We start from the raw sequence: 21,912 nt of genomic DNA, 5'->3' as shown, positions 1-21,912 counted from the left end.
GTCTAGTGAGGAACATACGGCAAGTTTAGCGTGATTTGCAGACCACCTAAATCAGAGTGATCCGCACTGATGCTGCCATCATGCGCTTCCACGATGTTTTTACAGATCGCCAGGCCAAGCCCAGAGCCGCCGCTGGCGCGATTGCGTGAACTTTCCGCGCGGAAAAATCGTTCAAATAATTGTGCCTGATGGGCCGGATCTACGCCCGGCGCGCTATCCGCAAACCGCAGCTGCCAGTTTTCGCCCGCCAGCTGCATCGAGAGCTGCACCGCGCCGCCGCTGTCGGTGTAACGCAGGCTGTTTTCCAGCAAATTGGTGAACAGCTGCATCAGGCGATCGGGATCGCCAAAGCTCTCCGCCTGCGCGGGTAAGGCCAGATTGAGAGCTAAGCCGCGGCTGCGATAGCGTTCGCCGAAGCTGCCGGCCACCACTTCCAGCAGAGTGACCAGATCAACCGGCTGCTTGCGATAGGCGAGGGCGCCCGCGTCAGATAATGACAGCTGATGCAGATCCTCCACCAGTTTCGTCAGCACCACCACTTCACTTTGCAATGAACTGATGGCTTCCGGCGTCAGCTTGCGCACGCCATCCTGCATCGCTTCCAGTTCACCGCGCAGAATCGCCAGCGGCGTGCGCAGTTCATGGGAGATGTCGGCCATAAAGGCGCGGCGGTTGCTTTCGTTCTTTTCCAGCGAGCTGGCAAGCTGGTTGAAGTCGCGGCCCAGTTGGCCGAGTTCATCGCTGCTGCCGACTTCAACGCGGGTAGCGAAATTGCCCGCCGCCAAATGGTGCGTGCCATCCACCAGCCGTTTTACCGGTGCCAGTAAACCGCGCGCCAGCAGCCAGGTGACCAGCGCGGCGAGTAACCCGGTCAGCGCCACAATCATCCAGCTAGTGCGTCGCTGCTGCTGATCAAAGTTGATGTCGGTGCTGCGCGTCAGACGTTCAGCCGGTGAGGCAATCACCCAGCCAACAATTTTGCCGTTGCTGGTGGTGATATTGCGCCGGGTACCTTCCGGCGGCACCGGCTGGCGCGGCCCTGACAGCACTTTGTATTGCTGATCGATAATCCAGAACTGCGTGCGCCAGCCGTGCGGCGGTAACTGATTCACGCTGCCCGGATTCTGCTCCAGCGAGCGCAAAATAGAAAAAATCAGCTTGTCATTGCTGCGCAGAAAATCCCAGCTACCGTGCTGTTCATACTGATCGGCCAGCGCATCGCTCAGCAGGGTTAAGCGCTGCTCGTTGCCTTTTTTGATGTAATCGACAAAGCCGTGCTCAAAGCTGAGCCGCACGCCCCAATGCATGGTGATGATCACCAGCATGCAGGTGGAAAAAATCGCCGCAAACAGCTTGGCACCAATGCCCCATTTTACCGGCCGCTTCATCCTTTGCTCCTGCCTCTAAGGTCAACGTTTTTACTGACATCCTTCGGTACGCGCCAGAACACCAGCGCCGGCAGCGCAATCACCAGCGCCATGCACAGATAGGTGTAAATGAAGGTTTGATGTGCCGCCGCGCTGTCGGTTACCACGCCGTGGCCAAATGCGCCCAACAGCAAACCGGCCACGGTGACGCCAATACTCATTGACAATTGCATGATCATCGACAACAACGAGTTACCGCTGGAAGCCAGATCGTCCGGCAGCTCTTTGAGCGTCAGCGTGTTCATCGAAGAGAAGCGGATGGCGTTGACCATGCCTTGCAGCAATAACACCAACGGCAGCAGCCAGATCCAGCCTAGCAGCGCCACCAGCGGGAACAGCAGCACCACCAACGCCAGCGCCAGGGTCGCGCCGACCAGCGCATTGCGATAACCAAACAGGTTGACGATACGCACCACCACGCGTTTGGTTCCCATGTTGCCGAGCACCATCGGAATCATCATCAAACCAGCGTGGAACGGACTATAGCCGAGGCCGACCTGCAGGAAAATGGGCGTCATAAACGGCAGCATGCCGCTACCGATGCGGCCGGTAAAACTGCCGATCAGGCCAATCGAATAGATGCGGTTATCAAACAGTTTCAGGCTAAACAGCGCGTTATCGTTGTTGCGGCCGTGCATCAGGTAGAACAGCAGCGAAAACACGCCTACCAGAATCAGTAAGCCGAGCAACAGCGGCGATCCGCCGGCGCTGCGCTGACCATCCAGCGCCAGCGTTAAGGTCGCCATGCCGACGGCCAGCAGCACAAAGCCGAGAAAATCGAAGCGCCGCGTCTGCATGGTGTAATTCGGCATCAGCGTCAGCGTGGCAATCGCGCCAATGATGCCAACCGGAATGTTGATCAGGAAAATCCAGTGCCAGCTGGCGTATTGCACCAGAATCCCGCCCAGCGCCGGGCCGAGCAGCGGACCAATTTGTCCCGGCGTGGTGACGAAGGTCATCGCCGACATATATTGCTCGCGCGGCACAATTTTCATCACCGTTAAGCGGCCAACCGGTACCATCATCGCACCGCCAATGCCTTGCACCACGCGCGCCATAATCAGCTCATCAAGCGTGGTGGAGAAGGCGCACAGCAGCGAGCCGATGCTGAACAGCACGATGGCGCAGAAGAAGATATTGCGCACGCCAAAACGGTCCGCCAGCCAGCCGCTGATCGGCAGCGTAATCGCTACGGTCAGCACATAGGAGACGATCACCGAGTGCATATTCAGCGGGCTGACGTTGAGATCGCGCGCCATCGACGGGATCGCGGTATTGACGATGGTGGTATCCAGCGCCTGCATAAAGAAGCCAAACGCGACGATCCACAGCTGCCAGCGCACGGTGGCGTTTTGAGGTGACATGCAGGTACCCGTTATGTCAGATCCAGTTTTCGCAGATCAGCCCATTCACGCGTGAAAATTCACGCAAATTGTTCGATACCAACGTCAGGGCGGCACTGCGGGCATGAGCGGCGATATGAAGATCGTTCAGGCCGATAGGCGTGCCATTTTTCTCCAGTTCTGCGCGGATAGCGCCATAGTGGAAAGCGGCTTTGGCATCGTAATTCAGCACATCAAGGCGTGAGACAAAATCTTCAACGATGCGTAAGTTCCGCTCTGGAAAGGCGCTCTTTTCTGAGCCATGAAACAGCTCCGCCAGGGTGATCGTCGAGATAACCATCCGGCCGACATTGGCGTTAAAACGTTCGAGCACCTCAATCGGCCGCCGCTTGATGACGTAGATAACAATATTGGTATCCAGCATGTAGCGATGCATTAAAACGCTTCCCGCTCAGATTGTTCCTGCGAAGCACGCTCATCCATAAAATCATCGCTCACCGTCGGACCGTCGAGGAAAAAACTGTCCCAGGCGTTCTCTATGGGCGTGAGGATGCGCTCCTTGCCAATCGCTCTGACGGTGACGTTTTTCACATCATCAGGAAAACGAACGTCTGCTGGAATGCGAACGTTTTGTGTCCTGTTGCTGGTGAACACGGTACCTTGTGACATATAAACCTCCACAGTAATGAACAGGTTAAAGTTTACGCTCTTCATGCTACATAGCAAGCGTATGTAGCAGGTCATTCAGCGGTTAACTGAACCTTTTTCTTACGCCGCCGCAGCTTATCCATCATCAAATAGACTACCGGCGTGGTGTAGAGCGTCAGCAGCTGGCTCATCACCAACCCCCCGGCGATGGTGATGCCGAGCGGCTGACGCAGCTCCGCGCCGTCACCGCTGGTCAGCACCAGCGGCAGTGCGCCAAACAGCGCGGCGAGCGTGGTCATCAGTATCGGGCGGAAACGCAGCTGGCACGCCTGGAAAATCGCGTCGCGCGGCGACAGATTGCCGTTACGCTCGGCATCCAGCGCAAAGTCGACCATCATGATGGCGTTCTTCTTCACGATACCGATCAGCAGCAAAATGCCGATCAGCGCAATCAGGCTGAACGGCGTGTTGAATAGCTCCAGCGCCAGCAGCGCGCCGACGCCCGCCGACGGCAGCGTGGAGAGAATGGTCAGCGGATGCACGTAGCTCTCATACAGAATGCCCAGCACGATATACACCGCCGCAATCGCCGCCAGCATCAGGTAGAGCTGATTGGATTGCGACTGCTGGAACACCTGCGCGGTGCCGGCAAAGCTGCCGCGCACGCTGGAAGGCACGCCAAGCGCGGTGATGGTGCGGTCAATAGCTTCAGACGCCTGCGACAGCGATACGCCTTCCGGCAGGTTGAAGGAAACGGTGGACGCCGCCGACAAGCCTTCGTGGTTCACCGATAGCGGCGCGTTGGCCGGTTGCCATTTGGCAAACCAGCTCAGCGGAATCGCTTTGCCGTCGCTGTTGATCACAAACATCTGATCGAGTGAACTGATGTCCTGGGTGTAGCGCGGATCAACTTCCATCACCACTTTGTACTGGTTGAGCGGTTGATAAATGGTGGAGATCTGGCGCTGACCAAAGGCGTTATTCAGCAGGGCATTAGCGGCCGAGACATCAATGCCGAGCCGCGCCATGCTTTCACGGTCATAAGTCAGATTCATTTCACTGCCGTTGTCCTGCTGATCCGAGTTGACGTCCGCCAGCTCGGGCAGGGCGGCGAACGCCTGACGGATTTTCGGCTCCCATTCGCGCAAATCATTCAGGTTATCCGACAGCAAACTGTACTGATAGCTGGCGTTGGACTCACGTCCGCCAATGCGAATGTCCTGCACCGCGTTGAGATAGATATTGGCCCCGGGCTCTTTCGCCAGCTTGATACGCAGCCGGGCGATCACTTCCTGCGCGCTTTCGCTGCGCTCGGAGAGCGGCTTGAGCGAGACGAACATCGAGCCACTGTTAGTGCGCGAACCGCCGGTAAAGCCGGTGACGTTATCCACTGCCGGGTCGGCTTTGATGATGTTCATGAAATCCTGCAGCTTGCCGCGCATCGCCTGAAACGAAATGCTCTGATCCGCCGAGATAAATCCTTGTAAGCGGCCGGTATCCTGTTCCGGCATAAAGGTTTTCGGGATCGAGATGAACAGCCACACGGTGAGCGCCACGGTGCCGAGCAGCAACATCAGCACCCAAATGGCGTGATTCAGCACCCAACCCAATGAGCGCGCGTAGCCGTTTTGCACCTTCATCAGCAGCTTGCCGAAACCGCGGAGACGCGGCTGGCTGCGCTTGACCTGCGGCTTCAGCAGATAGGCGCACATCATCGGCGTCAGCGTGACCGAGATAAACAGCGAGATCAGAATCGCCACCGACAGCGTAATGGCGAACTCCGAGAAGAAGCGACCAATAATGCCGCCAATCATCAGCAGCGGCAGGAACACGGCAATCAGCGACAGGCTCATCGACAGCACGGTAAAACCGACCTCGCGCACGCCGGTCAGCGCCGCCTGCAGCGGTTTCATGCCCGCTTCGACGTGGCGCGCAATGTTCTCCAGCACCACAATGGCGTCATCGACAACAAAACCGGTGGCGATGGTCAACGCCATCAGCGACAGGTTATTCAGGCTGAAGCCACACAGATACATGGCGGCGAAGGTGCCAATCAATGAAACCGGCACCGCAGCGGCGGGGATCAGCGTAGCGCGCCAGTCACGCAGGAAGGCAAACACCACCAGAATCACCAGCGCGACGGCGATGATCAGCGACTGCTCCACTTCATGCAGCGAGGCGCGAATCGTTGGCGAGCGGTCCTGCGCAATTTGCAGATCGATGGCGGCGGGGATCACGTCGTGCAGTTCCGGCAATTCGCCACGAATGCGATCGACGGTATCGATGATGTTGGCTTCCGGCGATTTACGCACCACCAGCAGCACCGCCGCTTTACCGTTGGTCATCCCGGCGTTGCGTACATCCTGCACCGAATCCTGCACATTGGCGACATCGCTGAGGCGCACCGCCGCACCGTTGTTGTAGTGCACCACCAGCGGCTGATATTCGCTGGCGGTTTGCAATTCTCCGTTAGTACGTAACTGCCAGCGCTGCTGCACGTCATCAATCGCGCCCTGCGGACGGCGCTGGTTGGCGTTACTGATGGCGGTGCGCACCGCATCCAGTGATATGCCCTGGTTGAACAGCGCCTGCGGATTGAGTTCAACGCGCACCGCCGGCAGCGAACTGCCGCCGACCGTCACATCGCCCACGCCCTCAATCTGCGACAGTTTCTGCGCCAGTTGCGTTGAGGCGTAATCATACAGCTGACCGGGATTATAAATGTCCGAGGTCAGCGTCAGGATCATGATCGGCGCATCGGAAGGGTTGGCTTTGCGATAGCTGGGACGGCTCGGCATGCCGGTTGGCAGCAGGCTTTGCGCGGCGTTGATCGCCGCCTGCACATCGCGCGCCGCACCGTTGATGTCGCGATCAAAATCGAACACCAGAATGATGCGCGTGCTGCCTAGCGAGCTGGTGGAGGTCATTTCGCTGACGCCCGCGATGCGCCCCAGCGAGCGCTCCAGCGGCGTTGCCACCGATGCCGCCATGGTTTCCGGCGACGCACCGGGCAGCGAAGCCGAAATCAAAATCACCGGGAAATCCAGCTGTGGCAGCGGCGCCACCGGCAGCAGACGGAAGCCGAGAATACCGGCCAGCGCAATCGCCAGCGTCAGCAAGGTGGTGGCGACCGGACGATGGATAAACAGCGCGAAAAACTTCACGACTGCGCCTCCGGGCGCTTAAAGCGACGGCGCGTAGCGTGCGACAGGCGATCAAACAGCAGATAGATCACCGGCGTGGTGAACAGCGTCAGCACCTGGCTCACCACCAAACCGCCCACCATGGCGATGCCCAGCGGACGACGCAACTCCGCGCCAACGCCGGTGCTCAGCATCAGCGGCAGTGCACCGAGCAGCGCCGCCAATGTGGTCATCAGAATCGGGCGGAAACGCAGCAAGCACGCCTGATAAATCGCCTCGCGCGGCGGCATACCTTGCTCACGTTCCGCTGCCAGCGCGAAGTCGATCATCATGATGGCGTTTTTCTTCACGATACCGATCAGCAAAATAATGCCGATAATGGCGATGATATCCAGCTCATTACCGCTCAGCATCAGCGCCAGCAGCGCGCCGACACCGGCGGTGGGCAGCGTCGAGAGAATAGTGATGGGATGGATAAAGCTCTCATACAGCACGCCGAGCACGATATACATCGCCACCACCGCCGCCACGATCAGCCACACGGTGCTGGACAGCGCCGCTTCAAAGGCCAGCGTGCTGCCCTGGAACTGCGTCATCATTTCGGCGGGCATGCCTACCTGATCTTCCGCTGCGCTCACCGCTTTCACCGCATCGCCCAACGAATACCCTTCCGCGACATCAAACGAGAAGGTCGCCGACGGGAACTGGTCGAGATGGTTGATGCTGAGCGCGGCGTGGCGCTGCTCAATCTGCGCGATGGCGCTAAGCGGCACGCTGCCGCCGTCGCTGCTGGTCAGGCGAATGCCGTCGAGGCTCGCCAGTCCTGGCGTGGCGTCGCTGTTCTGCTCCAGCACCACGCGATACTGATTAGCCTGGGTGTAAATGGTGGAGATCAGGCGCTGGCCAAAGGCGTTATACAACGCGTTATCCACGTCGGCCATGCTGATGCCGAGGCGGCTGGCGCTGTCACGATCGACACGTACAAAAGCTTCCAGACCTTGATCCTGCCAGTCGCTGCTGACGTCGCGCAGTTGTGGCAGCGTGTTAAGTTGCTCCAGCAGTTTCGGCACCCACAAACTCAGCGACTCCAGCGAACCCGATTGCAGCGTGAACTGGTACGGCGTGCGGCTCGCCTGGGTATCAATGGTCAAATCCTGCACCGGCTGCAGCCACAGCGAAATGCCCGGCACTTTGGCTAACGCCTGTTGCAGACGCTGCTGCACGGCCGGAATGCGATCGTCACGCTCATCCAGCGGCTTCAGGTTGATTTGCAGGCGCGCGCTGTTGAGCGCGGCGTTGGTGCCATCGACGCCGACAAACGAGGTCATGCTCTGCACCGCCGGATCTTTCATGATGATCGAGGCGACATCGCGCGTGCGCTCTGCCATGTTGGCGTAAGAGACCGACTGTGGCGCCTGCAAGGTGCCCTGAATAATGCTGTTATCCTGCTGCGGGAAGAAGCCTTTGGGGATCACGATCCACAGCAACACGGTGATCAGCAAGGTGCCGAGCGCTACCGACAAGGTGATCCACGGATGCAGCAGCACGCGCGTTAAGCCGCGTCCGTAACGGGCAATAATGCGGTCAAACATCGCTTCGCTGGCCCGCGAGAAGCGGTTCTGCTTGCGCAGCGATTCGGCGCTTAACATGCGGGCGCACATCATCGGCGTCAGCGTCAGCGACACCACGGCGGAGATCAAAATCGCCACCGCCAGCGTCACGGCGAATTCGCGGAACAAGCGGCCAATCACATCGCCCATAAACAGCAGCGGGATCAGCACCGCAATCAGCGAGAAGGTGAGGGAGATAATGGTGAAGCCAATCTCGCCCGCGCCTTTCAGTGCCGCCGTCAGCGGCTTTTCGCCTTTTTCGATATAGCGCGAGATGTTCTCGATCACCACGATGGCGTCATCAACCACAAAACCGGTGGCGATGGTCAGCGCCATCAGCGTCAGGTTGTTGATCGAGAAGCCCAGGAAATACATCGCGGCAAAGGTGCCGACCAGCGACAACGGCACGGCGACGGCGGGAATGAGGGTCGCCGGAACGTTACGCAGGAACAGGTAGATGATCATCACCACCAAACCCATCGCCAGCATCAGTTCGTGCTGGGTATCGCTAACCGACGCGCGGATGTTGGTGGTGCGGTCGGTAAGCAGTTTCACCTCCACCGATTTCGGCAGCGTGGCGGTTAATCCGGGCAGCATGGCGCGAATATTATCGGCGGTGGCGATGATGTTAGCGCCGGGCTGGCGCTGCACGTTCAGCACAATCGCCTGCTGACGGTTCGCCCAGGCGCCCAGCCAGCTGTTTTCGGCACCTTGTTCGATTGTCGCCACATCGCCCAGTCGCACCGGCGCGCCGTTGTTATAGCTGATGATCAGCTTGCGATAATCTTCCGCCGAGGTCATCTGATCGTTAGCGGACAGCGTAATTGAGCGCGTTGGGCCGTCGAGGCTGCCTTTCGCCGAATTGACGTTAGCGTTAGTAATGGCGGTGCGCACCGATTCGCTGGTCAGGCCGAGCGCGGCCAGCGCCTGGGTGTTCATCTTCACGCGCACCGCAGGACGTTGCCCGCCCGACAGCGTGACTAAACCCACGCCCGAAACCTGAGAAATCTTCTGCGCCACGCGCGTTTCCACCATATCCTGCACCTGCGTGAGCGGCATGCTGGTGGTGGTGACGGCGAGCGTCATGATCGGCGGGTCGGCCGGATTTACTTTGCTGTAGACCGGTGGATTTGGCAGATCGCTCGGCAGCAGATTGGTGGCGGAGTTGATCGCTGCCTGCACTTCCTGCTCGGCAACATCCAGTGGCAGCGTCAGCTGAAACTGCAATGTCACTACCGACGCGCCGCCCGAACTCTGCGACGCCATCTGCTTCAGGCCAGACATCTGGCCAAACTGGCGTTCCAGCGGCGCGGTAATGGAAGAGGTCACCACATCGGGAGAAGCGCCGGGATAGAGCGTAACCACCTGAATAGTCGGATAATCGACTTCAGGTAACGCGGAGACCGGCAGAAAACGGTAGCCGAGCACGCCGGCTAACAGAATGGCGATCATCAGTAGCGTGGTGGCGACCGGGCGCAGAATAAACAGGCGCGAAGGTCCACCGCTGCTGTCAGGAGGCATCACCTGCATTATTGACGCTCTCCGCGTGCGGGCTGCGCAGCGCGCGTGCTGTGGGTCGCGGCGCTTTGCGGTGCCACCACTTCAACGGTGGCACCTTCCGTCAGGCGATCGAGCCCGTCGGTCACCACGCGTTCGCCTGCTTCGAGGCCCGCACTGATCACCACTTTCTGACTATCCTGTAACCCAGCGGTGACGCGTTTTTTGCTCACTTTGTTATCACTGTTGACCACCCAGACAAAGTGACCGTCATTGCTCATCTGCAACGCGGCGGTGGGGATCACCACCGCATCCTGCAAGGTGTCCACTTTCAGACGCGCATTGACAAACTGATTAGGGAACAGCGTGTCATCTTCGTTGCTGAAGCGTGCTTTGAGTTTGATGGTGCCGGTGGTGGCATCAATCTGGTTATCGAGGCTCAACAGCGTGCCGCTGGTCAGCAGCGTTTTGTTGCTGCGATCCCAGGCTTCGACGATCAGCGGCTGTCCGCTTTTCTGCGCTTTGAGGATTTGGCTGATGTTGTTCTCGGCGACGCTGAACACCACGTCAATGGGGTGCGTTTCGGTGATCACCACCAATCCGGTGGTATCGCCGGAGGTGATGTAGTTGCCGACATCCACCTGCTTCAAGCCGACGCGTCCACCAATCGGCGCAGTAATGCGGCTGTAGGTGAGATTAAGCTGGGCGCTGGCGACGTTGCCTTCATCAGCTTTAAGGGTGCCGAGCGTTTCGCTCACCAGCGAACGTTGCGTATCGAGTTCCTGCTGCGATACCAGCGAGGTTTTCGCCAGTTTTTCATAGCGACTGAGATCGCGGCGCGCGTTGGCAAGCGTAGCCTGGTCTTTTGCCAGTTGGCCCTGCGCCTGAGTTAATGCCACCTGATAAGGGCGTGGGTCGATTTCCGCCAGCAGCGCGCCAGCGGCCACTTGCTCTCCTTCCTGGAAGTGCAGCGCCATCAATTGGCCGTCAACGCGGCTGCGCACCGTAACGGTGTTGGCGGCGGTCACGGTGCCAAGGCCACTGAGGAAATACGGCACGCTTTGGGTGGTGGCAGCGGCGGCTTGCACTGGCGCTAAGGGGCGTTTGCCACCTGCGCCGCGACCACGCTGCTGCTGACCTTCGGCCTGCGGCTGTTTATTCGGTTCCGCTGGATGCTGCCACCAATAATATCCGCCCGCCAGCACGGCAATCACGGCTACGGCCAGTAAGCTTGTTTTAATTCGACGGTTCATCAAGGCGTGTGCTCTCCAGCATTTTTCGTTTTCCCCAATGCGAAATATAAAAATAGCCATTTCGCAAACGAATGATTGTAGTCGCCCGGACCGGGCAAAAATTGAAGGAAATAAGAATATCGCCCCATTGAAGGTAAGTATTCATATTCTGTAAATATTCTGCCAGCAATAGGCATAAGCGCGGCAATTTCCTTTGCTAAGCTCAATACAGACCTGTCTCGTTTGAATAAGGAGAACAAAATGAGTCAACAGAAACTCCGCCAGCTCGGCGACAGCGGTATTGAAGTTCCCCGTCTCACCTTTGGCGGCAATGTGTTTGGCTGGACGGTGGATGAGAAAACCTCATTTTCCCTGCTTGATGCGCTGGTGGAGAAGGGCTTGTTCTTCATCGATACCGCCGACGTTTATTCGCGCTGGGCGCCGGGTAACGAAGGTGGCGAATCGGAAACCATCATCGGTAAATGGCTGAAGAAAAGCGGCAAGCGCGACAGCATCGTGCTGGCAACCAAAGTTGGCATGGAGCTGTCGCCGGAGAAAACCGGCCTCAAACCGGCTTACATTCGTCAGGCGGTAGAAGATTCGCTGCGCCGCCTGCAAACCGACGTCATCGATCTTTATCAGGCGCACCGCGATGATGACGCGACGCCGCTGCTGGACACGCTGAAAGCCTTCGATTCGCTGATCAAAGAGGGCAAAGTGCGTGCCATTGGCGCGTCCAACTACAACGCTAAACGTCTGCAGGAAGCGCTGGACGTGAGCAAGCAACATGGCCTGGCGCGCTATGAAACCCTGCAGCCGGAATACAATCTCTACGATCGTCAGGAGTATGAAAGCGGTCTGGAGCAGGTTGCGGTGAAAAATGGCCTCGGTGTGATTAACTACTATTCGCTGGCCAGCGGCTTCCTCAGTGGTAAGTACAAAAAGCCAGAGGATGCCAGCAAAAGTCAGCGCGGGCAGGGCATCGTCGACAAGTACCTGAATGAACGCGGTAAGCGCATTGTTGAAGCGCTGGAAGATGTCGCCGCCTCGCACGATGTGTCGGCAACGCAGGTGGCGCTGGCGTGGCAGATTGCCCGTCCGAGCATTACCGCCCCGATTGTCAGCGCCACGTCGCTGGAGCAGTTGGATGAGTTGGTGAAAGCCACCCAGCTCGAGCTCAGCAAGCAAGAGATCGAAGAGCTGGCGAGCGCCAGCAAACTGTAAGGTTTTCAGGGACGCTGCGGCGTCCCGCTATTTTCCAGCTCTGCCTCACAAAAAATGCCATTTCCCACAAAAGATTTTCAATCATCGACAGACGTCACAATTGCGCTAACGCACTATCATCCTGCGGTAAACTGCGCACATATTTGCAAAAACTGACAAATCCTCAGCACTATCCTCTGTTCGATCCATTCCAGTAACTTCATATAAGAATAACCATCATGAACAGAAAAGAAGCAGTGCAGCATTTACCCCGTCTGGCAGCGGGAACTCTGATGTTTGCGATGCTGAGTGCATCTGCGCTGGCCGCTGATGCTTTCAGTTACGACTCTCCCTATATGTTTGGTGATTGGGGCGGTTACCGAACGCAGCTGGAAAATGACGGCATAAAATTCGACGTTAACTACACCATGGAAAGCGGCTCCAATCTGGCGGGCGGCGCCGATACCAACACCTCAATGCGCTACAGCGATCAGTGGGCGTTTGGCGCTAACTTCGACCTGGAAAAACTGCTCAACTGGCAGGATGCGCAATTCCAGATGACGATTACCGATCGTAATGGTCAGAACATTTCCGACCAGGTCGCCGATCGTCGCACCGGCATGTTGTCCTCCACTCAGGAAGTGTACGGACGCGGCCAAACCTGGCGTTTAACCCAGTTCTGGTTAAGCAAAGGTCTGTTCGATAACACCGTGAACCTGAAAGCCGGTCGCGTTACCGTCGGTGAAGATTTCGATAACTTTGACAGTAAGTTCCAGAACCTGGCGTTCGGTAGCGGCCAGGCTGGTAACTGGCGTGGCGATCGCTGGTTCAACTGGCCGGTGTCCCAATGGGGCGGCCGCGTGAAGGTGAATATCACACCTGAAGTGTTCTTCCAGGTGGGCTTCTATAACCAGAACCGCGCCAACTACGATCGCGGCGACGGATTCCGTCTTGATACCAGCAACTCCGAAGGCAATCTGGTGCCGGTAGAGTTGGGCTGGAAACCAACGTTAGGTGCCGACAAGCTGCCGGGTAATTACCGTATCGGCTATTACTACTCTTCGGCTAACGGCGACAACTACGGCAGCTGGCGCGATGGGGCTTATCAGAGCCAGGATCACGCTTACGGCGGCTACGTGCTGCTGCAACAGCAACTGACCGCGCAGGGCGGCGATGCCAGCCGTGGTTTGGGCGTCACCGTTCAAGCGGTGATGAACGACCATAAAACCTCGAAAACGGATAACTATCAGTCGGTGAGCTTCACCTGGAAAGGGCCGTTTGATGCGCGTCCGCAGGATGAGATTGGTGTGGGTGCGGCACGTATTCACGTTAACAGCGCTTACACGCGTTCGCAGCGTGAGCAGAACAACGCGAACGGTGAGACCGACTTCAATAGCCCAACCTATCTGCCGATTCAGGATGGATCAGAGTATAACTATGAGATCTACTACAACGCGCAGCTGACCAAATGGCTGCAATTGCGTCCGAACCTGCAATATGTGGTGGCGCCGGGGGCGGTAAGTGAAGTGAAAGATGCGTTTGTGGGTGGGATCAGTGCGAACGTGAATTTCTAATCTGGCAGAATGTGTGACTTTGCCCTCTCCCTTTGGGAGAGGGCAGGGAGAGGGAATTATCTGAACATCACTTCGGCCCAGCGGGCGAGGCCGGCGGTCACCGAGGCGAAGTCATCGCCGCTGGCGATAGGCGTATCGGGCAGCGCCTGTTGTAGCGCCGCGCGCAACACCGGAGAACGTGCGCTACCGCCGGTGAGATAAATCACTTCCGGCTTGGTTTCGCAGGTGGCGAGCGCCAGATGCACTTGCTCCAGAATGCGTTCCAGCGGTTGATTAATCGCTTCTTCCAGCTGCGCAGCGCTGATTTGCGCCTGCAATTGCGCGGCGATAAACGCCAGCGAGGCATCGGTCTCTTTCACCTCCGACAGCGCAATCTTGCTCTCTTCCGCCGCACGCACCAGACGATAGCTCAGCTTCTGCTGCCACACTTTCAGCAGGTGCGCCACTTTGTCGCTGTGTTCAGCATCGCGGATCAAATCGCGCAGCAGTTTGCCGCTGGCCGCGGAATAGAAGTCGCTTTGTGCCGGAACGTCGTTGATCGCCACCGCATTCCACCACGGCAGCGCGGGCAGCGCGGTGCCTTTTTGCGTATTGCCACCGAGCCCCAGCAGCGGCATCAGGGTTTTAAACGCCAGCATAATGTCGAGATCGTTTCCGCCCACGCGGCATCCGCTGTGGCCAAGTAAACTTTCACGGCGATCGGTTTTATGACGCCATTCCGGCCCCATCAGCAGCATCGAGCAGTCGGTGGTGCCGCCGCCGATATCGACGACTAATACGCGCGTCTCTTTCTGCAGCGTGGCTTCGAAATCGAGGCCCGCCGCCACCGGCTCAAACTGGAACTCCACATCACGAAAACCGGCGCGCTGTGCCGCACGCAGCAGAATGCCTTGCGCCTGCTGGTTAGCCTCTTCGCCGCCTAAACCCTGGAAGTTAATCGGGCGGCCAATCACCGCTTGCTCAATCGGGCGATCGAGCTGGGTTTCGCCTTGCTGACGAATGTGCAGCATCATCGCGCACACCAAATCTTCAAAGAAGGCGATCTGCTGTGGCTTCAGGCCGTTAGCGCCGAGGAAGGATTTCGGTGACTTCACGAACCACACTTCTTCGGGATCGACCATATATTGCTGCAGCGCGGTCAAACCGAACTGCACGCTGCCTGGCGTGACGTCGATATCTTCTTCGCGGTTATAGCGCAGCGCACGCTGCAATAAGGCGGTGCCTTCGCTGTCGGGCGTTGGCACCTGATGATGGCGATGCAGCCATTCGCTGATCGCTTCACGCGTTGGCGCGCAAATCATGGAGGGAAGCAAGCGCTGACCATTCTCCAGTGTCAGCAGGCGCGGCGTGCCATTATCGCTGACCGCAATTGAGCAGTTTGCTGTGCCGTAATCGAATCCGATAAACATATTTATCCCCCATGCCGGAAAAAAGGGGGCGACTTTAGCGCAGCCAGCACGGGCTGGCAATGGGCAGACGTGGCAGATTACATCTGCACTTCCTGATAAACGTGATACTGACCACGGCCCGCGTGTTTTGCGCTGTAACAGGCGACATCGGCCTGTGACATCACCACATTGCTGATGCAGTTACGTTGATCAATTTGCGTGATGCCGGCACTCGCGCCGACGTGATAAGTCTGCTCCTGCCACATAAAGCGATATTCGCTCACGGCGGTGACGATACGCTGCACCACGTCGCGCACCTGATCCACTTCGCAATTCGGCATTAGCACGCCAAATTCGTCGCCGCCCAAACGCGCCAGCATATCGCTGCTGCGCAGATGATGCGGCATCAGCTCTGCCAGTTCGCGCAGCAGCGCATCACCGGCGGCATGCCCGGCGGTATCGTTCACCGCCTTGAATTTATCCAGATCGATAAATACCAAGACGTGATGGGTGTGGTTGGCCGCCGCATCGTTCACCAACTGCTTCAAACGCTGCTCGAAGCTGTGGCGATTTGGCAGGCGCGTCAGCATATCGTGTGAAGCGCTGTAGCTCAGGCGCTTCATCACCTTGCGCGATTCACTGACGTCCTGAATAACCATCACCGCGCCGATGCTGGCGCCGGTCAGGGTTTTCAGCGGCGTGATGCTGTAGTGGATCTCCACGCGCGTGCCGTCTGGTGTATGCAGCACCAGCTCTTCATCGAGTTCGGGAGAGATTTTTTCGTCCGGCAGCTGGCACAACAGCAAATTATCGACGCGCGGGCCGCTCGCGCCGCGCGTGATGTTAAGCAGTTCGGTAATGGGTACGCCTGCGGCTTTTTCCTGTGGCCAGCCGCTCAGCGTTTCGGCCACCGGATTCATAAAGGTGACGCGCATTTCATCATCGGTACTGATCACCGCTTCACCGATGGAATCGAGGGTGATCGCCATGCGCTCTTTTTCCTGGAACAGCGCTTCATTCAGCGCGCGCAGCGGCGTGATGTCCTGACAGATGCCGAGCATACGTTCAATCTGCCCATCCTGACTCAGAATGCGGTTGGCCTCAGAGCGCACGTAGCGCGGGCCTTCCGGTAGATTAATCCGGTATTCCAGCTGGAAAGCGCTGCGGCGTTCGATGGCCTGCTGCACCGCAAGCGTGGCGGTTTCCCGCTCGGCCGGATCAAGCAGATGCACCCACAGATCGTAGGTGGGCGTCTGGTGCGGACTTAAGCCAAATAGCTCATACATGCGCTTGTCCCACAACATCTCGCCGGTCAGCAGATTCCACTCCCAGACGCCAATGCCGCCAGCTTCATTGGCCAGCGTGATGCGCTCCATCAAGCGTCGATTAATCTGCTCACTCTGCTTCAGTTCGGAGATATCGATAATCTGCGCGATGAAGTAGTGCGGCTGTTGCGCGGCGTCGCGCACCATCGATACCGTCAGGCGCGCCCAGACGATTTCGCCATCTTTGCGGAAATAGCGCTTCTCCATGGTGTAGGTCATGATTTCACCCGCCACCAATCGCTCCAGCTGCTGTAAATCGTTGTTGAGATCGTCGGGATGGGTGATTTGCTGGAAGGTGAGCTTTTTCAGCTCATCGGCCGGGAAACCCAGCGTCTGGCACAGCGAATGATTGACCTGCTGCCAACCGCCATTCGGCGAAACCAGCGCCATGCCAATCGCGGAGTATTCCATAGCGTTACGGAAGCGGGTTTCACTCTCGCTGATATGATGCTTCTCGCGCTGGAAGGCATCCATCACCAGCGCCATCACGTGGCTCGGCAGCAGCACCAACAGAAATGGCAGCCATGTGCTGACCTGGCCGAGCAGCATGCCGTTTTGCGCCAGGTTGACCCAGTTAAAGGCCAGCAGAATCGAGATGAAACTGGCGTTGAGGAAGAACAGCAGAAACGCTTCGAACTTGGGTAGCCGCACCGAGCACCAAAAAAGAATCACCACAATAAAAGTGAAGGGCCACGGCAGAAAACGCAGCGACAAATAGCTGGCGAGCAGCGTGACAAGCAGCGTCAGGCCGGTTTCCAACTGACGGCCTGGCGTCAAAATCTGGCGCAGCGGTTTATTTGGCCACAGCAATAACACCGGGCCAAACGCCAGCACGCCGATCACCTCAGAAATCACCCACGTCGAGAAGAAGGGCAGTGACGCATTGCTGCCCACATGCAGCATCCACAATGCCACGACGCCACCTAACAGCGGCGCAATCAGGCCGGCGCACAGGGCAAAGCGCACCCAGTCGAGTAACGAATTGAGCGGGGCGCGGCGATCGAGCAGCGCGCGCAGCATCACGCCGCCCAGAATCGCCTGCACCATATTTAAGATGGCGAACTTAATGTTGCTGAGCGCGGGGCCAATAATGATCAGATTGGCTAACGCGGTACCCAATACGCAGGCAAGCAGCAGCAAGGGAACGTGTTTGGAGTGGGCGCGAAACACGATCACCGTCATCAGCGCGGTGGAGTACCAAAGCGGCGAAATACGGCCGCTGACAACAATCAGTTCCAGGCAAAATAGCGTCAGTAGAAAAGTGAGCCCGCCAATGAGCAAGGCATTGAGCCAGGTTCGCTGTGGCCTTTCCTGTGAAGTTAGTATCTCGAGGGTCATGCAAGAATCCAGCAGCGCGCACCTGATTCACGATGGAAAATGCGCCAACCAATCACTATTTTGCATGCTAGCACATCTGTTTGAGATGTCTGCGGGGAATTCGACTTTAGTCGTTATTCACTGAATTGATTGGCCCTTTGCGCGCAAAGGGCCAAACGGTATTAGCGAAAAAGATCGGCGCGGGTAAACGGCTTTTCTAAGCCGGCAAGATTGGCAGAGAAGCGTTCGAGGAACTGTTGCGTGGTGGCGACGCGGCCGTGGCTGAGCAGCAACAGCGGCACCAGCAGCGCGACGCCAATCTGCGGCAGGCTAAAGCCCTTTAGTGAAGTACGGCGCTGCGTCAGCAGGAATGCGGTGCTAAGCGTAAAGCCGAGTATCAGGCCCGCCAGCACTTCGCTTTTGGAGTGCGCGTGGATGACCAGGCGCGACAGGCCAACCATCAGCGGGATCAGATAGCCGATGCCAATGGTAAACAGGCGCCAGCGCGGCGACCAGCGGCCGGAGATCAGCCACATCATCACCGGCCAGAGCGTGGCCGACATCGCGCTGTGGCCGCTGAAGCCGGTAAAGTTGAATCGGGCGCTACCAATGCCAAAGCCGAGAAACAGGATTTTCGAGACGCTCACCACCAGGCCAGCCAGACCAAACGCCAGCACCCAATACCAGACGGTTTGGCGGTTGTCGCTTTTCCATGGCAAGACCAGCGCGATGATCACCGCGGTCGGGATCAGCAACATGCTGTCGCCAAAATAGGTCAGGGTTTTCCAGCTCATACTTTTCCTTGCGGCTATATTCGGAGTGCCAACGCCAGCTGCAGTGTTGGCAGATGAACAGTGTATCGATTAAGCGTCTGGCTGCAAAAGGGGATATTCTGAAAAGCCGTTGGCCCATTTCTCTGGCATCAACCCGGTGAAATACCTATAATTGCCGCCAACTAACCCTCTCATTCGGCCCGTTGCAGCTTCGGCTTAGGCAGGCTCCAGTTATCAGGTCTTAAAAAAGTATGACTGACAAGTCTCATCAGTGCGTGATCGTTGGCATCGCAGGTGCATCCGCATCCGGAAAAAGTCTTATCGCCAGCACGCTCTATCGTGAAATCCGTGACCAGGTCGGTGACGAGCATATCGGTGTGATCCCCGAAGATGCCTACTATAAAGATCAGAGCCACCTCACTATGGAAGAGAGGGTGAAAACCAACTATGACCATCCGAGTGCGATGGATCATGATCTGTTGTTGCAGCATCTGCGCGCGCTTAAAGCTGGTCAGGAAATTGAGTTGCCGGTTTACAGCTATGTTGAGCACACCCGCACCAGCGACTGTATTCATCTCAAATCGAAGAAAGTCATCATTCTCGAAGGCATCTTGCTGTTAACCGATGCCCGCCTGCGTCAGGAGATGAATTTCTCTATCTTCGTCGATACGCCGCTGGATATCTGTTTGATGCGCCGCATGAAGCGCGATGTGAATGAGCGCGGTCGCTCCATGGATTCGGTGATGAGCCAGTATCAGAAGACCGTGCGTCCGATGTTCCTGCAATTTATTGAACCTTCCAAGCAGTACGCTGACATCATTGTGCCGCGCGGCGGAAAAAACCGTATCGCCATTGATATCCTCAAGGCCAAGATTAATCAGTATCTTTGACGACATGGCGTCCGCCCCGGCGTGACGCGCTGTCGTAGCCATTCGCTACACTTAATTCATGGAGTACCTGCGATGAGATTATGCGATCGCGATATTGAAGCCTGGCTGGACAACGGAAAGTTGGCGATTGAGCCGCGCCCGCCAGTGGAACGCATCAACGGCGCCACGGTGGATGTGCGCCTCGGCAATCAGTTCCGCACTTTTAGCGGTCATACGGCGGCGTTTATTGATTTGAGTGGTCCAAAGCATGAAGTCAGTGCCGCGCTGGACCGTGTGATGAGCGACGAGATTGTGCTGCCGGAAGGCGAAGCCTTTTTCCTGCATCCTGGCGAGCTGGCGCTGGCGGTAACGCTGGAATCGGTCACCATTCCTGACGATCTGGTCGGCTGGCTGGATGGCCGCTCTTCGCTGGCACGCCTGGGTTTAATGGTGCACGTCACGGCGCACCGTATCGATCCGGGCTGGCAAGGCCGCATCGTGCTGGAGTTCTATAATTCAGGCAAACTGCCGCTGGCGCTGCGTCCAGGCATGTTAATTGGTGCACTGAGCTTTGAGCCGCTGTCGGGCCCGGCTGCGCGACCGTATAACCGTCGCGAAGATGCCAAATATCGTGGTCAGCAGGGCGCGGATGCCAGCCGCATCGACAAAGACTGACTATCAGTAAGTGACCGGGGTGAGCGAGCGCAGCCAACGCAGCTGCACCTTGAATTATGACGGCAATGAGGATGTGATGAGAAGAGTGATAACTACGCTGGCCATCCTGTTAGTGGTGGTGGTAGCGGGCATGACGGCATTGGTGTTGCTGGTCAATCCCAACGACTTTCGCACCTACATGGTAAAGCAGGTAGAACAGCGCAGTGGTTATCAGCTTCAGGTAGGCGGCGATCTGCGCTGGCACGTCTGGCCGCAGCTTAGCATTCTCGCCGGACGCATGAGTCTGACCGCGCCTGGCGCGACGCAGCCGATGGTCACCGCCGATAACATGCGCCTGGATGTCCATCTCTGGCCGCTGTTGTCGCATCAGCTGAGCGTCAGCCAGGTGATGCTGAAAAACGCCATCATCCGCGTCACGCCAGACAGCGCCGCACAAAAGCCGAGCGGCGCGCCAGTGGGGCCGGGTGATGCCGAGCCAGTGAGCAGCAGCGATAACGGCTGGTCATTCACGATTGGCAAACTGCGTCTTGCCGACAGCCTGCTGATTTGGCAGCAGCCCGGCGGCGACGAATATAATTTCCGCGACCTCAATCTCAACCTCGATCAGGATGCCAGCAAGCAGGCCAGCATCAATCTGGCTACCCGGATTTCGCGTAATCAGCGCAATGTTAGCGTCAATCTCAAAGGTCAGATGAATGTGGCGCAATACCCACATCGTCTGGTCGGACAGCTGGATGAGTTGAATTACGCCATCGACGGCGCCAATCTGCCGACGCAGGGCATCAAAGGCACCTTGAGCGGGCAGGGCGAATGGAACGGTGACAATCAGCGTTTTTCCCTACAGAAGATGCAGCTCACCGCCAATGACAGCGCACTGGATGGCAGCGCCGAGGGGAGTCTGGCGCTGCCGCAGCAGCTTAATCTGGCGCTGCATGCCACCCGTTTAGACATCGACGCGTTGATGGCGAATGCACCGGTGACGGATAGCAGCGCGCCGCAGCGAGCCAATGTGGTGAGCACGCCAGTGATTGCTGAACCGCGAATGCGTGACAACAGCGACTCGCCGCTGAATCAGCTGGATTTGACGCTCAATCTCATCGCCGATAGCAGCGTGTGGCGCGGCCTGACGCTGACCAACTTGCAGATCGATGCCAGCAATCAGCAAGGTTTGATGACGCTGAGTAAGCTGCAAGGCAAATTTGGCGAAGGCCATTTCTCCGTTCCCGGTTCGGTGGATATCCGCAAACCGGTGACGCAAGTGGCATTCCAGCCTGAGCTGGATAACATCGCCATTGCGCCGCTGCTGAAAGCATTAGAACTGCCAGAAAAGCTGCAAGGCACGGTTTCACTGCAAGGCGATGTGAGCGGTGCTGGATTGAGCATTGAAGAGGCAAAACGTAACTGGCAGGGCAGTGCGGATCTGGAAGCCACTAATTTACAGCTTTCGCAGCTGAATCTGCAGCAGATGGTGCGCCGTGCGGTGGCGCGCGTCAGTAATCGTGTCACCAACGATCAACCCGACGATCAGGGCATTCAGCAGTTGAGTGGGCGCGTGAGTCTCAAGCAAGGCATCTTCAGCCTGCCGGATCTGCAGGGCGGCAACAGTCGTCTGGCGGTGCAGACCAAAGGCAATGTCGATATGGTTAAACAGCAGCTCGACGTCACCATTAATATGATGCTGCGCGGCTGGCAGGGCGACGATAAATTAGCTGCGCTGCTGAACCAGCAAACTATTCCGCTGCGTATGTACGGCGGCTGGAATAATCTGCAGTACTCGTTGCCGGTGGATGACGTGGTGCGTCAGCAACTGCAAAGCGAAGCGAAGTCGCGGCTCAATCAGTGGCTGGATCGCCAACAACCGGCGAAGCAGCCGTGACTGAAACCAGGT

General features: G+C 57.6%; 15 protein-coding genes. 5 read left to right on the top strand and 10 right to left on the bottom strand.

The annotated features are described in order from the left end of the window. Positions 1–2 precede the first annotated feature (2 nt). The 7 genes from baeS to ACVLVH_RS07165 form a co-directional block, all read right to left on the bottom strand. Positions 3–1,388: an envelope stress sensor histidine kinase BaeS gene (baeS, locus tag ACVLVH_RS07195; RefSeq protein WP_101763347.1), complete on the bottom strand. Its 1,386-nt coding sequence runs from the start codon at positions 1,386–1,388 to the stop codon at positions 3–5. After that, positions 1,385–2,791, bottom strand: coding sequence for a multidrug transporter subunit MdtD (gene mdtD, locus ACVLVH_RS07190; protein ID WP_498949107.1), 1,407 nt, complete (start codon positions 2,789–2,791; stop codon positions 1,385–1,387). The genes baeS and mdtD overlap by 4 nt, the downstream gene beginning before the upstream one ends. Positions 2,792–2,807: 16 nt before the next feature. Then, positions 2,808–3,206: a type II toxin-antitoxin system tRNA(fMet)-specific endonuclease VapC gene (gene vapC, locus ACVLVH_RS07185; protein WP_137386130.1), complete on the bottom strand. Its 399-nt coding sequence runs from the start codon at positions 3,204–3,206 to the stop codon at positions 2,808–2,810. Continuing rightward, positions 3,206–3,439: a type II toxin-antitoxin system VapB family antitoxin gene (gene vapB / locus ACVLVH_RS07180; RefSeq protein WP_101763423.1), complete on the bottom strand. Its 234-nt coding sequence runs from the start codon at positions 3,437–3,439 to the stop codon at positions 3,206–3,208. The genes vapC and vapB overlap by 1 nt, the downstream gene beginning before the upstream one ends. Before the next feature lie 71 nt (positions 3,440–3,510). Further along, positions 3,511–6,582: a multidrug efflux RND transporter permease subunit MdtC gene (mdtC, locus tag ACVLVH_RS07175; RefSeq protein ID WP_498949106.1), complete on the bottom strand. Its 3,072-nt coding sequence runs from the start codon at positions 6,580–6,582 to the stop codon at positions 3,511–3,513. Next, positions 6,579–9,701, bottom strand: a complete 3,123-nt coding sequence (locus ACVLVH_RS07170) for an MdtB/MuxB family multidrug efflux RND transporter permease subunit (RefSeq protein ID WP_192411524.1) — start codon at positions 9,699–9,701, stop codon at positions 6,579–6,581. The genes mdtC and ACVLVH_RS07170 overlap by 4 nt, the downstream gene beginning before the upstream one ends. Then, positions 9,701–10,921, bottom strand: coding sequence for an MdtA/MuxA family multidrug efflux RND transporter periplasmic adaptor subunit (locus tag ACVLVH_RS07165; RefSeq protein ID WP_110866640.1), 1,221 nt, complete (start codon positions 10,919–10,921; stop codon positions 9,701–9,703). Before ACVLVH_RS07165 ends, ACVLVH_RS07170 begins: the two co-directional genes overlap by 1 nt. Positions 10,922–11,161: 240 nt before the next feature. Here ACVLVH_RS07165 and ACVLVH_RS07160 point away from each other — a divergent pair, with 240 nt between their 5' ends. Both ACVLVH_RS07160 and ACVLVH_RS07155 read left to right on the top strand, forming a co-directional pair. Then, complete coding sequence (locus ACVLVH_RS07160) at positions 11,162–12,124, top strand: aldo/keto reductase (RefSeq protein WP_110866641.1); 963 nt, start codon at positions 11,162–11,164, stop codon at positions 12,122–12,124. 218 nt (positions 12,125–12,342) lie between these two features. Continuing rightward, positions 12,343–13,677 (top strand): carbohydrate porin, encoded by a 1,335-nt coding sequence (locus tag ACVLVH_RS07155; RefSeq protein ID WP_167391199.1) that lies wholly within the window; start codon positions 12,343–12,345, stop codon positions 13,675–13,677. 56 nt (positions 13,678–13,733) lie between these two features. Here ACVLVH_RS07155 and yegD read toward each other — a convergent pair whose 3' ends face one another. The 3 genes from yegD to ACVLVH_RS07140 all read right to left on the bottom strand — a co-directional run bounded on the left by yegD (position 13,734) and on the right by ACVLVH_RS07140 (position 18,501). Further along, entirely contained in the window at positions 13,734–15,086 is a 1,353-nt protein-coding gene (gene yegD, locus ACVLVH_RS07150; protein WP_110866643.1) for a molecular chaperone, read from the bottom strand. A gap of 77 nt (positions 15,087–15,163) precedes the next feature. Further along, a complete protein-coding gene (locus tag ACVLVH_RS07145) occupies positions 15,164–17,728 on the bottom strand; it encodes a diguanylate cyclase (RefSeq protein WP_280171867.1) in 2,565 nt (854 codons plus the stop codon). A gap of 161 nt (positions 17,729–17,889) precedes the next feature. After that, positions 17,890–18,501: a phosphatase PAP2 family protein gene (locus ACVLVH_RS07140; protein WP_498949104.1), complete on the bottom strand. Its 612-nt coding sequence runs from the start codon at positions 18,499–18,501 to the stop codon at positions 17,890–17,892. A gap of 230 nt (positions 18,502–18,731) precedes the next feature. Here ACVLVH_RS07140 and udk point away from each other — a divergent pair, with 230 nt between their 5' ends. The 3 genes from udk to asmA all read left to right on the top strand — a co-directional run bounded on the left by udk (position 18,732) and on the right by asmA (position 21,900). After that, on the top strand, positions 18,732–19,370 hold the full coding sequence (gene udk, locus ACVLVH_RS07135; RefSeq protein WP_008104883.1) for a uridine kinase: 639 nt from the start codon (positions 18,732–18,734) through the stop codon (positions 19,368–19,370). 72 nt (positions 19,371–19,442) lie between these two features. Continuing rightward, complete coding sequence (gene dcd, locus ACVLVH_RS07130) at positions 19,443–20,024, top strand: dCTP deaminase (protein WP_007888946.1); 582 nt, start codon at positions 19,443–19,445, stop codon at positions 20,022–20,024. Between the two features lie 76 nt (positions 20,025–20,100). Beyond that, complete coding sequence (gene asmA / locus ACVLVH_RS07125; protein ID WP_498949101.1) at positions 20,101–21,900, top strand: outer membrane assembly protein AsmA; 1,800 nt, start codon at positions 20,101–20,103, stop codon at positions 21,898–21,900. Positions 21,901–21,912 lie beyond the last annotated feature (12 nt).

It is taken from the genome of Kluyvera sp. 1366, from assembly GCF_054823405.1.
The sequence above is the reverse complement of the archived record's forward strand: the minus strand, read 5'-3'. Positions and strand labels throughout refer to the sequence as shown.

Coding starts and splice junctions, on each gene's coding strand:
- ACVLVH_RS07155 (WP_167391199.1), top strand. CDS start 12,343: ATGAACAGAAAAGAAGCAGTGCAGCATTTACCCCGTCTGGCAGCGGGA.
- ACVLVH_RS07145 (WP_280171867.1), bottom strand. CDS start 17,728: ATGACCCTCGAGATACTAACTTCACAGGAAAGGCCACAGCGAACCTGG.
- ACVLVH_RS07160 (WP_110866641.1), top strand. CDS start 11,162: ATGAGTCAACAGAAACTCCGCCAGCTCGGCGACAGCGGTATTGAAGTT.
- ACVLVH_RS07165 (WP_110866640.1), bottom strand. CDS start 10,921: ATGAACCGTCGAATTAAAACAAGCTTACTGGCCGTAGCCGTGATTGCC.
- udk (WP_008104883.1), top strand. CDS start 18,732: ATGACTGACAAGTCTCATCAGTGCGTGATCGTTGGCATCGCAGGTGCA.
- ACVLVH_RS07170 (WP_192411524.1), bottom strand. CDS start 9,701: ATGCAGGTGATGCCTCCTGACAGCAGCGGTGGACCTTCGCGCCTGTTT.
- vapC (WP_137386130.1), bottom strand. CDS start 3,206: ATGCATCGCTACATGCTGGATACCAATATTGTTATCTACGTCATCAAG.
- mdtD (WP_498949107.1), bottom strand. CDS start 2,791: ATGTCACCTCAAAACGCCACCGTGCGCTGGCAGCTGTGGATCGTCGCG.
- baeS (WP_101763347.1), bottom strand. CDS start 1,388: ATGAAGCGGCCGGTAAAATGGGGCATTGGTGCCAAGCTGTTTGCGGCG.
- ACVLVH_RS07140 (WP_498949104.1), bottom strand. CDS start 18,501: ATGAGCTGGAAAACCCTGACCTATTTTGGCGACAGCATGTTGCTGATC.
- dcd (WP_007888946.1), top strand. CDS start 19,443: ATGAGATTATGCGATCGCGATATTGAAGCCTGGCTGGACAACGGAAAG.
- vapB (WP_101763423.1), bottom strand. CDS start 3,439: ATGTCACAAGGTACCGTGTTCACCAGCAACAGGACACAAAACGTTCGC.
- yegD (WP_110866643.1), bottom strand. CDS start 15,086: ATGTTTATCGGATTCGATTACGGCACAGCAAACTGCTCAATTGCGGTC.
- asmA (WP_498949101.1), top strand. CDS start 20,101: ATGAGAAGAGTGATAACTACGCTGGCCATCCTGTTAGTGGTGGTGGTA.